This window comes from Rhodoferax saidenbachensis (assembly GCF_001955715.1).
Taxonomy (GTDB): domain Bacteria; phylum Pseudomonadota; class Gammaproteobacteria; order Burkholderiales; family Burkholderiaceae_C; genus Allorhodoferax; species Allorhodoferax saidenbachensis.
In genome coordinates this window covers 2,559,639-2,575,401 of the sequence record NZ_CP019239.1, presented here as the reverse complement: position 1 = coordinate 2,575,401, position 15,763 = coordinate 2,559,639, and the positions used below count along the sequence as shown (strand labels likewise).

The following is a 15,763-nucleotide window of genomic DNA, read 5'->3' as shown; positions in this document are numbered from 1 at the left end:
ATGCGGCCAGCCAACCGTTTGTCGCGCAAATTGCACCAATCTTCGTATTTGTCCTTCCTTTTTGCGGCAAGACAGTTAACCTCAGTTATCGGCAGTCCTGCTGTGTCTGTATTGTTGTTAGTAGCACATCACGTTTTTGGAGCACTCAAGATGACTCAGCATTTCAAGCTAAAGACGGTCAATTTGGCGATTCTTATTGCTTTTTCTGCCGGAGTTTCCACAAGTTATGCTGCAGAAGCGTACCCGGCTTTGCCACCCTCACTGTCAACATCAGTGCCGCCAAACGTGATGTTCTTCATCGATACATCCGGAAGCATGTTGCAGGATGAAAACAATGCGTGGATGCTGACGGGGGTTTGTAATTCCAATACGGCCGGTTGGAATAACTGCGTCGATAACAACACGAACGGTTACCGAACTCAGATTGACAGCATGGTGACTTCGCCAAATACCAAAATGAACATTGCCAAAAGAGTGGTGACGAACTTGGTAAACAACAACCCTGATATCCGTTTTGGATTATTCTCATTTGAAGATAAAGTCGGCTCAATCGGTGGCCCGGAGCGGGGGCAGGGGTCCATTAAGCGCGCTGACATCAAGGATTTGACCGCACGGACCTATCCGTCGCCCACACCCAACACGACAGCCGCGATGGCTGCGACCAATAAAGCCAGTCTGATTGCCGCCATTTCGGCCCTTAACGGAAGAACCTCAACGCCACTGGGCGAGGGTTTGCTTGAAATAACGAGGTACTTTGGCGGAATGAGTTCTCTCTATAAGACAGGAACTTACACCAGCCCTATCCAGTACCGTTGTCAGAAAAATTTTGCCCTGGTCATTACGGACGGTGATGCCACTGACGATGAAACGTTTGCTGCCCAAACCTACACCTCAAGAGATGCGACTGGTGCGGCGACTACTCGAACTATGAATGTATGTACAGTCGGAGATGGGACGACGACGGGGAATGATCAAACCGTGAATTGCCCTGCCGGACTGGAAACGACGAGCGGTACTTTTACCGCAGCTGCAAGTTTTGGTGATGGCACTAACCGGCCTCGCGCGCTGCGGGATATTGCCAAATTTGGACAAGTGGCCGATTTGCGGGTCGGAGGAACGGACTTGGATGGAAGGTCGTTTGATGCAAGCCCCTTCTTTAAACAAAATTTGGCAACCTATACGGTAGGGTTTACGGTTGCTAATGCTGTTCTGCCTGCTGCGGCCGTAGTAGGTGGCGGGAGGTACTACAACGCAAATAATGAAGCACAGCTAGCCAGTTCGCTGGCTGGGGTCATTAACAGCATCAATGCTTCCACATCCAATGCAGGCGGTGTTGCGGCCCAGAGTGAAGTGACCACTGTAGGAAACAATATTTTTCAACCGGTTTTCAATCCCAATGGTTGGTATGGAGAGTTGCGTTGTTTTAACCTGGTTAACAATGCCCTCGGGGCGGCATGCACGCCAAATGCCAAAGCTGTTATTCCTGTAGAGACGAGTCGAAATATTTACTCGTCGAAAGTTGTAGCTGGAGTTACTACACCGTTTGCTTTTAACGATTCGACCGGCTTTACAGCGATGACCGCTAATCAGAAAGCGGTGCTTGGCGCTGATGCTACTGCTCAAAAGAACACGATCAAGTTTTTGCGTGGAGTAGAAGGCATTGCCGGATTCAGGTCACGCCCCATTGTGGACGGTGTTAAGTCCTTTTTGGGCGACATTGTTGACGGGCAGCCTGTAGTAGTGACCCCTCCTGGGGGGTTCACCAACGCCGCAGACTACAACGCCTTCAAAACCGCCAACAGCGCGCGCAATATGGTGCTTGTTGGTGCCAATGATGGCATGTTGCACGCGTTCAATATCGGAAATATGACCGAGCTGGCGGCGTATATTCCTTCTGGCGTTTTTCCTCATCTGAAAGCGTTAACGGCCTCAGATTATGGTGTGAGTGGTGGCACTGATCACACCTACCATGTCAATGGATCTATTGCTAATCCAATTGACTATAAACCCAGTGCTGCTGGTGCGTGGAAGACCATGGTTGTGGGTGGTCTGGGTCAAGGTGGACAAGGTCATTACGCTTTGGATGTCACGAATACGACTAGCCTTGGTGCAGCGACCACTATGGTTAAGTGGGACTATACGGACGTCAATGACTCAGAAATAGGTTACTCCATGGGTTTGCCGATCATATCTAATGTGCGTACGTCGGCAACAACAACGGTACCTGCAGTTATTTTTTCCAACGGATATGAAAATAGCTTTGATGACACTGCTTCAGGCGGGCAAAAAACCGCTTCGAATACGTCAGCGCTATATATTGTCAAGGCCGATGATGGGACCTTATTGAAAAAAATAAGCCTACCCACTTCGGGAACTTACATAAGCCAAGGCCTTTCCGCTCCTTGGGGAGTTGACATTGCGCAAGACGGCATCTTGGACTATGTCTATGCTGGTGACGTCAATGGCAATATGTGGCGTTTTGATTTGACGGCCGACGTGGCAGCTGACTTTAAAGTAGCGACCAATGCAGGCGGCATTGCGGTCCCTATTTTTAAGGCCCCAGCCGGGCAGCCTATTACCATGCGCCCAGCTAGTTTAGGAGTGGCATCATCGACTGGCACCGGTATTGGCAATATGGTGCTTTTCGGCACTGGCCAATTGCTTAAAGATGCTGATCGCAGCACGACAACGACCCAGGCTTTGTATGGCGTATTGGACAAAATGGCCAGTTCAATAACAACGCTGACCATTGCTAGTAATTTCCAGCAGCAAACCATCACCGATGAGTACACGTTGGCTGCAGGCACCAATGCTGCGGGGGGGACTTACCGTAAAGTGAGTACCAACGATATTGACGTTACAGACCCTGCCTCAACCATGTTGGGTTGGTATATAAATTTGCCTACATTGTCAGAGCGCATGGTGATAACGCCTCGGATCTATAACAATAGAGTTAATTTCGGAACAGGTATCCCCATCGCAACGGAAAAATGCACACCGGGGGGGGATGGGTGGATCATGGGTCTGAACCCCCTTACGGGTTCTGTAGTTACCAAGAATAATCAAAAACCCTCCATTGGTATCGCCTTTTCTTTTCTTGATATCAATCTAGACGGCAAGTCGAGTGCTGCCGACCGATTGGCGTTTCCTAGTGGCGCTGCCTACGCTAGTGGTTTTAAGACTCCAGGTATTCCCACTGAGCTTACCTTTATCGCAACATCATCTGCACTAACCAGTGCTGCGCCCTTGGTAGGAGTAGACCCTTATGATGGTTCTGGTGGGTTTGTTGCCATGCGCGAGGCCAACTCGCAGGGCGTTGGTAAGGGCTACGGTGGTGGTGGCACGCAGGGGACGATGATCCCCCGGATAGATTCCGGGGACGAAGGAACTGTATGTAGTGGAACAGTGGGCAGTGATAGTGTTTCGTGCCGTAAGCTCAACAAGGCGCCTACAACTGGTGTCAAAGTTGAGTCCAGCACATGGCGTGAAATAAAGTAGGGCTGTTCATGTTGCTCTCCAAATTTTCCCCTGCAGCCGTAATCACCAACAAGACTCACCAGACGGGTTTCAGTTTGGTCGAGTTGATGGTGACCCTGGCCATTGCCGCTATCTTGCTTGTCATTGGTGTGCCCAGCATGATCGATTTGATCCGCGATGCGCGCCTGGCATCGCAATCAGACATGCTGGTCAGCACACTCAATTTGGCGCGGACTGAGGCGGTTAAGCAGCGCAACAATTTCCGGGTGTGCCCATCCGCTGCCCCCAATACCGATGCTCTATTAACCTGCGCTGCTGGAGCGGGTGCTTGGTCTACGGGGTGGATAACGATCTATCAGGACACCGCCAATGCCGGGGCTGCGAAAGCTATTACGCAGCGTTCGGTGGCCAGTTCAGATTTGACAGTTACAACCGCTGCAACTTCGGTAGAGTTCTCAGGCACCATTGGCAGTGCCACGGCTGCCACGAGCTTCGTTCTTTGTACCCCTAACCGCAAGCAACATTTGGTTGATGTGTCTCTGTCGGGGCACATCAGCAAACGCATTGGTACTACGGTATGTCCATAAATAGAACCGAATCTGGTGCCTCGTTAATCGAGGTCATGGTGGCAGTCACCATTCTCGGCTTTGGCTTGCTGGGCTTGGCCGGTATGCAAACTAAAACCGTCACCATGAATGACAGTGCCTACTACCGCAGCATTGCTGTAGACCTTGGCAATGATCTTGCGGATCGTATTCGCGCCATTCGCACGCCCTATATGGTCAATGTGGATGCGAACCCGCAGCCCCCCGCACCACCTGACTTTTCTCTATGCACTATTTATCTCACTACGGTGACTTGCGCCGCACAACAAACCAGCCCCAAAGACCGTAGTACGAATGCAGCATTGGTCACCACAGAGATGAGAGAGTGGGCGGCCTTGCTGCAAAAACAGTTGCCCGGCGCTACCTATAGTTTGGTACAGGCGGCGAGCAGCTCGACTGATTATTTCCGCTACACGCTGACCATCACATGGTTGGACGATAGAGGTACTGCTACCAACTCAAGCTACAGCATGGTGATCGAATGAAAACGCAGCAAAGTGGTTTTTCGCTGATTGAGTTCTTGATCGCCATTGCCATATCCATGGTTGCTATGGTGGCGGTAACAGAGGTTTACGTGTCGTCCAAGGCTAATTCACGGGTGCAAGAGATGCAAAACCGGCTGAGCGAGGACGGCCGGTTTGGTAACGCTATGATGCAGCGGGTCATTTCTCAAGCGGGCTATAGAGAAACACCCTCCAACGCCGTTGCCGCAGACCGCATTGGCATTGCGGCTAATGTTATTACGGTCAAGTTCAGGTCAGACGGCGCCAATCAAATGGTGTGTGACGGTTCAACCCCCGCCGTGGCCGATCAAACGGTAGTGATTAGGAAGCATGCGACTTTGCCTAAACTGATCTGTGATGCGGTTGACTGGATTGCGCCTGCAACGGCGGGGGCTGGCAATGGTACTGAACTTGTCGATTTCTCAGTCAAATTTGGAATTGACACCGGACCAGCGGCAACGAATGAAAATTTGGGCTGTGGCACCTCCGTTGCCTTACTTAAGCCACGTGATTGCATCGTAGATTCTTACGTCAGTGCATTGCCGGGTGGTGTAACGGCCGACCAGATTGTGGCGGTCAAGGTTTGTTGGATGCTTCGCACGGAGGCTACCGACGCCTCAATTGTCAAAGGCGCGAATGTGTCGGATTGTGCAGGAACCGCCATTGCCAATACACAGAACGACCGCAAGTTGTACCGCACCTTCAACACAACGGTGTTGTTAAGGAATCGCTAATATGATCTACTCACCAAGACAAAAAAAACAGCAAGGCTTTGTGCTTATTGTCACCATGATTTTGCTGATGGTAGTGTCGCTGCTGGCTGTGGGGGGCATGCGGGTGAGCGTGATGGGTGAGCGCATGGCGGGCAACGCCATGGACCGCAACCTGGCCAAATTGGCGGCGGAACAGGCCATAACCCAGGGGCTCGCAAAACTGCAGGCAAACTCGACAGTATGTCTCGATACGGGATGCGTAAACACCAATACCGTAGGAACGGGTGTGGCAATTGCGAGTGCAACGATGCCCAGTGTATGGAGCCCCACCGATTCTGTGGACGTTACTAAGGAGCTAGTGGCTGCAGGGGGACAAAAGTCCTCTGCAAAATACCTAATTAACTGGCTGAACAACGTCGCCTTTACTCCCGCTCTCAGCTCCAAAAGCACGTGCAAGGCTTATAGTGTGATGGGCAGGGGAGAGGGGAAAAACTCTGCGAGTGTCGTGGTGTTGCAAACGATTGCTTATGTGTGTCCAACAGATTGAAATTCAAATGATGAATAAACATGCCTCTAGCGACCAGCCAAGCCGCAGCAGTGGCCAAGGTCGGAGCCGTGGCTTCACGTTGATCGAGCTCATGATCACTGTAGCCATCATTGGTATTTTGGCTTCGATCGCGCTGCCGTCCTACAGAAGCTACATCGTTAAGACACGGCGCACCGAGGTTCAGCAGCAATTGGTCTCAGCCGCGCAAAATCAAGAGCGTTATTTCACAACCAATGGGCGTTACACGGCTGTTGCGGGCACAGCTGGGTGCGGTGCTGCGGCGCCAGTGGATACCGCTTTCTATACATTTGTAGCCACTTGTCCAAATACCAATAACTCGTTCTCAATTACCGCCACACCAGTGGGATCGCAAGCCAGTGACGGCACGCAAACGCTTGACAACACAGGTGCCAAGACCAATAGCGTCACCGCCAGCAAGTGGATTCTCTAATATAGTAGCGGGCTGCCCTAAAACAGGACATCGATGTCACCAGCCCCAAAATAGCAATGCCGACCCTGTAAAGCCAGCGCAGGAAGTATAGGCTGTCTAGATCCGCTTCAAATTGCGCCGCTGTTTTCGCGATTTTTTTGCCTCCATTCCCAGCCAGGTAGCCAGTTTTTCGGCATAGGGGGTCGAGCTCGCCAGAGCTGGCCCGCTTTGCATAGGTGGGCTCAGTCTCATCGGATCGCAGGTACTTCTTTACGGTGTTGCGAGCCATGCCTGTACGCCTGGAAATCTCGCGGATGGACATGTTCTCTCGCAATGCCCAACGCCTGATGACATTCAATGTCGCCACGTTTATCACTCCTAAGTTCCCCTGCTTTAAAAACTAGCAGGGTAGGTCCTACGTGGGTCAGTTTTGAATGGAAATTACTGTTCTAAGTGGGTCAGATTTCGACGGAATTCAACAGCGGGGCTCCACTTCACCCCCCACATGTCGCGGGCTCAACGGGTCGGTTTGTCATTTATGCTTTTTGCGACGCCCCCCCCCGTCGTTTTTTGCCTACCGCTGCACCTCATCCACCAACGTCTTGAACTCGTCAATATCCTCAAAACTCCGGTAAACGCTGGCAAAGCGCACATAAGCGACCTTGTCCAGCTTCTTGAGTTCGCGCATCACCAGTTCTCCGATCCGCGTGGACTGGACTTCGCGCAGGCCCAGGTTGAGGAGTTTTTCTTCGATGCGCTCGATGGCGCTGTCGATCTGCTCGGTGCTCACGGGCCGCTTGCGCAGGGCCAGGTTCATGGAGGCGAGCAGTTTGACGCGTTCGTATTCAATACGGCGCCCGTCTTTTTTGACGATGGCCGGAAAGTTGACGTCCGGGCGCTCGTAGGTGGTGAAGCGCTTTTCGCACGATCCGCACTGGCGGCGGCGGCGGATGAAGTCCCCATCCTCAGAAATCCGGGTCTCCACGACCTGGGTTTCAGAGTGGCTGCAAAAGGGGCATTTCATAGGGTAGGGGCGCTCAATTCAGTGCCAAATAGGTCTCTAGCCCTTATGGGGCAAGCGCAAGCAGCTATTAAAAAAGTAGCGTTTTCGCTTGCCATGAGGCTTAGCCGTAGACCGGGAAGCGTGAGGTCAGCGCGTGCACCTTGGCACGTACAGCCGCAATGTTGGCCTCATCGCGCGGGTTGTCCAGCACGTCGGCGATCAGGTTGGCTGTGGCGCGGGCTTCCTCGTCCTTGAAGCCGCGGGTGGTCATGGCGGGGGTGCCAATGCGCACGCCGCTGGTGACCATGGGCTTCTCGGGGTCGTTGGGGATGGCGTTCTTGTTGATGGTCATGTGGGCGGCGCCCAGTACAGCCTCGGCTTCTTTGCCGGTAATGCCCTTGGAGCGCAGGTCCACCAGCATCACGTGGCTGTCGGTACCGCCGCTGACGATACGCAGGCCGCGGGCCGTCAGTGTTTCCGCCACGATTTTTGCGTTGCGGGCCACTTGTTGCTGGTAGGTCTTGAACTCGGGCGCCATGGCTTCCTTGAATGCGACTGCCTTGGCAGCAATCACGTGCATCAGCGGGCCGCCTTGCAGGCCAGGGAAGATCGCGCTGTTGATGGCCTTTTCGTGCTGGGCTTTCATCAGGATGATGCCGCCACGGGGGCCGCGCAGGCTCTTGTGGGTGGTGGAGGTCACCACATCGGCGTGGGGCACGGGGTTGGGGTACACACCGGCTGCGATCAAACCTGCGTAATGCGCCATATCCACCATGAAGATGGCGCCCACGTCCTTGGCCACTTTGGCGAAACGCTCAAAGTCGATGGTCAGGGAATAGGCGGAAGCGCCAGCGATGATCAGTTTGGGCTTGGTTTCGTGCGCTTTCTTTTCCATCGCGTCGTAGTCGATGGCTTCGTTGGCGTCCAGGCCGTAGCTCACCACGTTGAACCACTTGCCGCTCATGTTGAGTGCCATGCCGTGGGTCAGGTGACCGCCTTCGGCCAGGCTCATGCCCATGATGGTGTCGCCGGGTTTCAGGAAAGCCAGGAAAACGGCTTCGTTGGCAGAGGCGCCGCAATGGGGTTGCACATTGGCGGCTTCGGCACCAAAAATCTGTTTGATGCGGTCGATGGCCAGTTGCTCGGCCACGTCCACGTGCTCGCAGCCACCGTAGTAGCGGCGGCCGGGGTAGCCTTCGGCGTATTTGTTGGTCAGTTGGCTGCCTTGGGCGGCCATGACGGCGGGAGAGGCGTAGTTTTCGCTGGCGATCAGCTCAATGTGGTGTTCCTGGCGTGCGTTCTCGGCCAGGATGGATGCCCACAGTTCGGGGTCGGCTTGTTCAACAAGGATATTGCGGTCGTACATGGCAGTCCTAAAAGACAAAGGGCCTGTGGGTCGACAAGACCCAGGGCTGCCCAGGCGAACGGCTGATCACAAGCCCGAGAGGGTTGCGGCACGCTTCCCAGTGGTGTCCCACGTCAGCGCCATGGGCCTTGGAGGGCCCGGCGCCTATCGCCAGTTGCGTGCAGGGCGAGTTTACCCGACGCCGCTTACGAGTTGGCCAAGCTGGCCACGTTTTCTGCAGCCACAGGCGCCTTGGTCGGCATGTGGACCGGAATCACCTGGGGGGGGGCCATGGGGACAGATCGGCCTGTCGCCACCACTTGCAGGCGGTTGTACTCTGCCATGACTTTGGCGGCGTAGCCTCCGTCGTCTTCCAGGTTGGCGGCGCCGACATAGTATTTCAGGCCACCTTCCAGCGAACCAGCACGGTTGATGCACTCCTGCAGCACCTTCACGCCCACGCGCAGGTTGGTCACCGGGTCAAATGCGGCCAGCTTGCCCCCAAAGTCCTGGTACTTATCGGTATGGACCTTGGTCATGACTTGCATCAGGCCTTGGGCGCCCACCGGGCTCTGGGCAAAGGGGTTGAAGCCGGATTCGATGGCCATGATGGCTAGGATCAGCGTCGGGTCCAGCTTGGTACGGGCACCGGTTTCATAGGCTTCGGCTACCAGCGCGCTCAGGGGTTCGGGCGCGATGTTGTACTTTTTGCTCAGCCAGTAGGCCACCGCGGCTTGCTGTTTGGGCAGGCTTTGGGGGTTGGTTGCGGTGGCACGGTCATTGGCTTCCATGTCCGTGGCAATGCCAGTCAGGGCGGTTTGACGGTTTTGCAGCCAGCCCATCAGCTGGATTTCGCCAGCCTGGCGGATTTCGGGGCGGGCCGTGAGGGTGATCACGGCAAACATGACGGCCAGGCCCAGCAGGGCAAAACCGTTGTGTGTGATTTCAAAGAAACCTTGGGCAATGTCGCTCGCGAAGATGCGCAAGCCCTTGGTGAATTTTTGAGTCGCTGTCATAGCTCTTCCTTCTTTGGCGGGGGCCAGGGCTTTGGCGCTGTCATGCAGCGGGGCGGCTCGGACACCTCGTTTGGGTTGGTACGCTATCAATATCCTGCGGCGTCGTATCGACATGTGCAGCGATTTGAATATGCCGGGTTCGGCAGCGGGTGCGGGTTTGTCCGTACTCAAATTCGGGACAGGGCGGATTCTAGGTGGGTCTATTATACCGAGTCAACAATATTAAATAGGTTTGTTATTCTACTTTTGATCGTATGAGCGGTTTTTTTCAAGCCTGGCTTGGGTTTGCGGCGCTTTCCTCAAGCCGGTAAATCTGCCAATCACGGGCCGCTTTTCCATTGAAAAGTCGATTTGCAATCGGGTGGGGGGCTCACTAGACTGCTCTTGCTTGAGTCATCAAGCGCTCTGTCGGCAGTAGCCAGTCCGTGCCTGAAAAGGTATTTGCGATAAAGCGGCCCCGACAATTCAAGGAGGCAATCCATTGCTTCTAGTCCGCTTGGGGACTTCAATCTCCCCGGCGGCAGCCCTGACGGCATGGACCTTTGGTCAGCCGTCGAGCCCGGCGTCAGGACCTTTCGGTTCGGGCCCGGGCTTTCTGTTTTTTGCACCCGTTTCCCTAGAGATTTTGCGCAGCCTCTATATATATGTAGGCGAGGGGGTTGTTCCTTGGGAAGCGCCGGAGCGCGCCTGCAAGCTGTTGGCGTGTCAGTTTGCTATTTATTTAATAGCTGCTTGCGCAATATCCATAAGGGCTGGAGGCAAAAATCATATGAAATCTGAGTGTCCGGCGTGACCACGCGTTGCTCCTCAAATCTGCGTGTGGGCAAAAACACTGGGGCTCCCTGCAATTCGCGGTGAAAATACGCGGTTGCTTTTTACCTTCCAACCTAATTCTGAAGCCCACCGTGACGTCGCCTACTCCTGCCAAACATAACGATACCGCCCATTTAGACCGTCTCACCGGTGGCGCTTTCTCTGCCCCCACGTCCGGTGAACGCGCTGCGCGGGTCCGGGAGTGGCTGCAGGGCAACCCCGAAGCCGACCAACTGGCCGAGGTGTTCAAGGAACTCAGCGCCCGGGACAAAGGCGCCGCCAAGCTGGTGCGCGAAAAACTCGACGAAGCCAAGCGTTCCAAGGGCCAGGAGGCACTGGGTGCCGAGTGGGCCGCCAAGGCGCAAACCTTGCTGGACCTGCAAAAACTCAACATGGCCGACGCCCTGGCCTGGCAGCGCGATGCCGCCAAAGCCGGTGCGCCCCTGAGCAAAGAACCCTTGGTCACCCTGAAAACCCAGCTCGCCGAGCGTGTGCGTGTGATCGAGGACCTGCAACACCGGGTGCAGGTGCAGCGCGAAGCCGCTGTTTTGCTGGCCCAGCGTATTGAAGTCCTATCTACCAAGCCCTGGAAAGACGCCCAGGCGGTGGTCGACACGCTGCGTACCGACGTCGAACACTGGCAAACCCAGGCGACTGAACTCACGGCCGATGCCAACTGGAGCAGTGTGGACATGAAGTTCCCGCCGCTGCTGGACGCTTCACGCGGCCAGCTGCTGGTGGTGTGGGATGCTTTTCAAGGCGCTTTGGCGATGGCTGTGGCTGCAGCCCAGGACGGTGCGGCAGCGTTACCCCCAGTTCCGGTGTGGGCCGACGAGTTGCGCATCGCGCGCGGTGTGCCTGCCGAGGCAGCGCCAAAACAAGCCAAACCCAAGATCGACCCCGAAGTCCGCGCCAAGGCCGTGGCCGTGGTGCGCGAAGCCCTGACCACGCTGGAGCAGGAAGTGGGCGAGGGCCATGGCAAAGCCAGCGCCGGCGCCGCCAACGCACTGCGCCATGCGCTCAAGGAATTTGGCAAGGTCATCGACGACAAGCTGGAAAACCAGGCCCATGCGGCCCTGGCAGCAGCGGGCGAGTTGGAGGGCTGGCAGCGCTGGCGCGCCGACCAGTTGCGCGAAGAGTTGGTGGCCAAGGCCGAAGGCCTGCTCAAACGCCCCGAAGGCCAGACCATCGGTGGACGCAAGATGCAGGAATCTTTGCGCACCCTGCGCGAGCAGTGGAAGCAAACCGACCAGGGCGGCGTACCGAACCATGCGCTGTGGAAGCGTTTTGACGAAGCCTGCAACGAAGCCCATAAGGTGGTCGAAGCCTGGCTGGAGAAAATCAAGGCGGAGTCTGCCGAGCACAAGGCCCAGCGCCTGGCCCTGATTGCCGAGGTCAATGCCTGGGCCGAGGCCAACCGTACCGCGCTGGACGACGATTGGAAGGGCTTCAACCGCATCCTGCACCAGTTTGGCGACCGCTGGCGCGAAGGTGGGCACGTGGGCGAAAAGACCTTTGCCGAACTGCAGCCCCTGTGGAAAGCCGCCATCTCCAATGCCGCCGCTCCGCTGGAAGCCCTGCAGGCGCAAAGTCTGGCCCTGCGCCACGCCATGATCGACGAAGCGCGGGTTTTGGGCGACGCGCCCATGTTGCGCATTGACGCCGTCAAGGCACTGCAGCAGCGCTGGCAGGCCCAGGCCCACGCAGTGCCAATCGACCGCCGCCAGGAGCAAAAGCTGTGGGACGCGTTCCGCAAGCCGATTGACGACGCCTTCAACCGCAAGACCGCCGAGCGCGAAAAAGCCGAAACTGCGCTGGGCGCACGCGACCGTGTGGTGCTGGATGCCGCCAAAGCGCTAGAAGCGGCCAACGCCAGCGGTGACGCCCAGGCCATCCGGACTGCCATGGCTGCGCTCGATGCGGCTTTGCACGGACAAGCCCAGGCGCAAGCCCAAGTCACAGCGGCCGGTGCCCAGGAGAGTGCCGCCAAGGCTGCGGCCGCAGAATCTGAGCAAAATCAGCCTCCAGCCCCCGAGGAGACTGCGCAAGTAGCTACAGAAAACATAGCAAATGAGGCGCCGGCAGAGGAGGGTTCCGCAGCAGAACAGCCCGCACCCGAGCCCGTGGTGCCTCCGAAACCGGCCCCCAAACCCGTGGTTGCCATGCGTGGCGATGACCGCCCCGGCATGAAAAAAGAAGCCCCGGCACCCGCTGCGGGGCGTGGCGGCAAGTGGGGCGACCGCAAGGACAGCAGCCCGCGTGGTGGTCGTGATGGGCGTGACGGCAAACCCGCCGGCCGACAAGATGGTTTTGGACGCGGTGACGACCGTGCGCCCCGCCAAGCGGCGTGGCAAGAAGCCCCACGTCTGGGGGACACCGCATTCCGTGCCCAACGCGACGCGCTGGAAAACGCGCAACAGGCGTTGCGCAAGCTCGCTGCCCAGGCCCATGGCGAAGCACTGACCCAGTTGCTCACTGCCTGGGAAAAGCGCGATGCGGCGCTGGTGCCCAGCGCGCAGGACCTGGGTGGGCGTGCCACACCTGCTACCCGCACCGCCTGGGTGCAGGCACTGGGCGGTACTGCTCCGGCCAAAGCGCCCAATCCGCAAGAAGCCTTGCTGCGCCTGGAAATGGCGGCCGAGGTGCCCACTCCGGCAGAACACCTGAACGCCCGGCGCATGCTGCAGCTCCAGTTGCTCACGCGCCGCAACGACCCGGCACCGGCGCAGACCTGGGGTGACGACGCAGCGGCCGTGCTGGCAGGCGAGTTCAGCGCGACCGATGCACGCCGTGTGCAAAACGTGCTCAAGGTGTTGCTCAAGCGCTAAAGAAGCGCGCGCAAGTGCGCGCAGATGTGGAACAATCCTCCGGCGTACCTGTTGCGCATGCATTCTTGAACAAGGGATACACCGGTGGATTCAATAGAAGACTTGTTGCGGCGCCTGGAGCAGTTGAATGCCATTGGCACTGCCCTGTCCAAGGAACGTGACATCACCCGCCTGCTGGAGAGCATTCTGGTGGCGGCCAAAACCATCACCCATGCCGACGGCGGCACCCTCTACCGCATGACCCCGGACGGGGATGCGCTGCGTTTCGAGATTCTGCGCACCGACTCCCTGCACATTGCCATGGGCGGCAGCTCCGACAAGCCCATCAACTTCCCCAACTTGCCCTTGCGTGACGCGCAGGGCCAGCCCAACGATTCACTGGTGGCTGCCTACGCTGCCATCCACAACCAGACCGTCAACATCGCCGACGCCTACACCGAGCCGAACTTCGACTTCTCGGGCACGCGCCAGTTTGACGAACGTACCGGCTACCGCTCGCAGTCCTTCCTGGCCGTGCCCATGAAGGACCATGAAGGTGATGTGATCGGTGTGCTGCAGCTCATCAACGCCAAACACCCGGTCAGCGGAGAAGTGGTCTCGTTCTCCAGCGCCGACCAGAGCCTGGCGGAGTCGCTGGCCTCGCAGGCGGCCATTGCCATCACCAACCGCAGTTTGATGTCGCAGCTGGAAACGCTGTTTGAAGCCTTCATCAGTCTGATCAATCTGGCGATTGACGAAAAGTCCCATTACACCGGTGGCCACTGCCAGCGCGTGCCAGCGCTGACCATGATGCTGGCCGAGGCGGTCAATGCCACGCGGGAAGGCCCTTTGGCCGCGTTCAGCATGGACGACCGGGACCGTTACGAACTCAAGATCGCCGGGCTATTGCACGACTGCGGCAAGGTCACCACCCCGGTGCATGTAGTCGACAAGGCCACCAAGCTGCAAACGTTGTTTGACCGCATTGACCTGCTGGACACGCGTTTTGAAATTCTCAAGCGTGACCAGGAAATTGCGGCGCTGCGTGCGCAGTTGGCACTGCGTGACCAGAAGGATGCCGCCGCCGAAGCACGGATCAACGCGCAGTCCCGCAGCAAGATCGACGCACTGGACGCAGACCGTGAGTTCCTTCGCAGCACCAATATGGGCGCCGAGTTCATGAAAGATGCCGACCTGCAGCGTGTGCGCGATATCGGTACTGGCCATGTCTGGCGCAATGTGAACGGGCTCGAAACGGAATTCCTGAGTGCCGACGAGATTGAAAACCTGACCATCCGCGCGGGCACCCTGACCTCGGCCGAGCGTGACACCATCAATTACCACATCGTGGCCACCATCAAAATGCTGGAGCAATTGCCCTGGCCCAAACACCTGAAAAATGTGCCCGAGTACGCCGGTGGGCACCACGAACGCATGGACGGCAAGGGTTACCCCAAGGGCCTCACACGCGACCAGATGTCCGTGCAGGCACGCGTGATGGGGATTGCCGATATTTTTGAGGCGCTCACCGCGCGGGATCGTCCCTACAAGCAGGGCATGAAACTGTCACAGGCCATGGACATCATGCACAAGTTCCGCATGAACGGGCACATCGATCCCGACCTGTTTGATGTGTTTGTGAGAGAAGGCGTGTACTTGCGTTATGCCAAGGAGTTTCTGGACCCCTGGCAGATTGACGACGTCAATCCGCAAGTCTGGCAGCACTAGCCGGAGATATCCGCTCCACACGCACGGGCATATCCGTGGAGTCCGTCAAGGAAAGGCGCAGCACCTCGGCACGTGGTGGTTGTGCACCACCATCCCAGTCACTCAGTACCACCCGTTTCCGCCCAGCGCCCAGCGCATGTTGGCCCGGGCGATGGGTATGCCCATGGATCATCTGGTCGGCGCCCAAGCGCTGCAGCCATTCGTTGGCGGCTGCGTGGTCCACATCGGCGTAGGTAACACCTGTGTGTTTGCGGGCTTCGCTTTGCGTGCGCAGGCCGCGCGCAAAAGCCAGCCTGTCTTGTAGCGGGCGGGACAAAAAGTCCTGTTGCCACTGCGGACTGCGCACTTGTGCGCGGAACTGCATGTAGTCGGTGTCGTCCAGGCACAGTGCATCGCCATGGGTCAGCAGCCAGCGCTCCGGGCCGAAGGAAAAAACGGTGGGGTCTGCGAGCAATGTGGCATTGCAGGCCTGCATGAGCGCCTGGCCCATCAGGAAGTCCCGGTTACCGTGCATGATGTAGATGTCCATGCGCGCAGATGCCTGGCGCAATACATCCACACACTGGCTCTCAAAACCCTTGTCCTGCGTCAGCACATCGTCGCCCACCCAGACTTCAAACAGGTCGCCGAGAATGAAAACTGCGTCCGCGCAGGTGCTGGTCAGGTAGTCCTGCCAGAGGGAAAAGGTGAGGGGTTCAGACGCCTGCAGGTGCAGGTCTGAAATGCAATCGACACAGCGCCAGCGGGATGGGGCCAGAAGTTCCATCCCGCGGGTG

The 15,763-nt window shown here is 57.1% G+C and carries 12 protein-coding genes, 1 pseudogene and 1 riboswitch; of the genes and pseudogenes, 8 read left to right on the top strand and 5 right to left on the bottom strand.

Annotation, left to right across the window (positions count from 1 at the left end; all coding sequences use genetic code 11):
- The first annotated feature begins 150 nt into the window (after positions 1-150).
- The 6 genes from RS694_RS20285 to RS694_RS20870 all read left to right on the top strand — a co-directional run bounded on the left by RS694_RS20285 (position 151) and on the right by RS694_RS20870 (position 6,296).
- Positions 151-3,498: a pilus assembly protein gene (locus tag RS694_RS20285; RefSeq protein ID WP_161631564.1), complete on the top strand. Its 3,348-nt coding sequence runs from the start codon at positions 151-153 to the stop codon at positions 3,496-3,498.
- Positions 3,499-3,506: 8 nt separating this feature from the next.
- Positions 3,507-4,064, top strand: a complete 558-nt coding sequence (locus RS694_RS12300; protein WP_051391876.1) for a GspH/FimT family pseudopilin — start codon at positions 3,507-3,509, stop codon at positions 4,062-4,064.
- Positions 4,055-4,567 carry a type IV pilus modification protein PilV gene (pilV, locus tag RS694_RS12295; protein WP_051391877.1) on the top strand — a complete coding sequence of 171 codons (513 nt, stop codon included), beginning with the start codon at positions 4,055-4,057 and terminating at the stop codon, positions 4,565-4,567. The genes RS694_RS12300 and pilV overlap by 10 nt, the downstream gene beginning before the upstream one ends.
- Positions 4,564-5,319: a PilW family protein gene (locus tag RS694_RS12290; RefSeq protein ID WP_029707723.1), complete on the top strand. Its 756-nt coding sequence runs from the start codon at positions 4,564-4,566 to the stop codon at positions 5,317-5,319. Before pilV ends, RS694_RS12290 begins: the two co-directional genes overlap by 4 nt.
- A gap of 1 nt (position 5,320) precedes the next feature.
- Positions 5,321-5,845 (top strand): pilus assembly PilX family protein, encoded by a 525-nt coding sequence (locus tag RS694_RS12285; RefSeq protein WP_029707725.1) that lies wholly within the window; start codon positions 5,321-5,323, stop codon positions 5,843-5,845.
- Positions 5,846-5,936: 91 nt separating this feature from the next.
- Positions 5,937-6,296 carry a type IV pilin protein gene (locus RS694_RS20870; protein ID WP_276328879.1) on the top strand — a complete coding sequence of 120 codons (360 nt, stop codon included), beginning with the start codon at positions 5,937-5,939 and terminating at the stop codon, positions 6,294-6,296.
- Between the two features lie 99 nt (positions 6,297-6,395).
- Here the strand turns inward: RS694_RS20870 and RS694_RS12275 are convergent.
- The 4 genes and pseudogenes from RS694_RS12275 to RS694_RS12260 form a co-directional block, all read right to left on the bottom strand.
- Positions 6,396-6,651, bottom strand: a pseudogene (locus RS694_RS12275) (IS21 family transposase); the annotation flags it as partial.
- Between the two features lie 198 nt (positions 6,652-6,849).
- A complete protein-coding gene (nrdR, locus tag RS694_RS12270) occupies positions 6,850-7,299 on the bottom strand; it encodes a transcriptional regulator NrdR (RefSeq protein WP_029707728.1) in 450 nt (149 codons plus the stop codon).
- 100 nt (positions 7,300-7,399) lie between these two features.
- Complete coding sequence (gene glyA, locus RS694_RS12265; protein ID WP_076069639.1) at positions 7,400-8,644, bottom strand: serine hydroxymethyltransferase; 1,245 nt, start codon at positions 8,642-8,644, stop codon at positions 7,400-7,402.
- Between the two features lie 41 nt (positions 8,645-8,685).
- Positions 8,686-8,812, bottom strand: a riboswitch (ZMP/ZTP riboswitch).
- 17 nt (positions 8,813-8,829) lie between these two features.
- Positions 8,830-9,639, bottom strand: a complete 810-nt coding sequence (locus tag RS694_RS12260; RefSeq protein WP_029707730.1) for a lytic transglycosylase domain-containing protein — start codon at positions 9,637-9,639, stop codon at positions 8,830-8,832.
- 905 nt (positions 9,640-10,544) lie between these two features.
- On the opposite strand from RS694_RS12260, the gene RS694_RS12255 reads away from it, so the two are divergent.
- On the top strand, positions 10,545-13,280 hold the full coding sequence (locus RS694_RS12255; protein WP_241464022.1) for a DUF349 domain-containing protein: 2,736 nt from the start codon (positions 10,545-10,547) through the stop codon (positions 13,278-13,280).
- 84 nt (positions 13,281-13,364) lie between these two features.
- On the top strand, positions 13,365-14,987 hold the full coding sequence (locus RS694_RS12250; protein WP_029707732.1) for an HD family phosphohydrolase: 1,623 nt from the start codon (positions 13,365-13,367) through the stop codon (positions 14,985-14,987).
- Here RS694_RS12250 and RS694_RS12245 read toward each other — a convergent pair.
- Positions 14,962-15,753 (bottom strand): UDP-2,3-diacylglucosamine diphosphatase, encoded by a 792-nt coding sequence (locus RS694_RS12245; RefSeq protein ID WP_051391879.1) that lies wholly within the window; start codon positions 15,751-15,753, stop codon positions 14,962-14,964. The genes RS694_RS12250 and RS694_RS12245 overlap by 26 nt on opposite strands.
- Positions 15,754-15,763 lie beyond the last annotated feature (10 nt).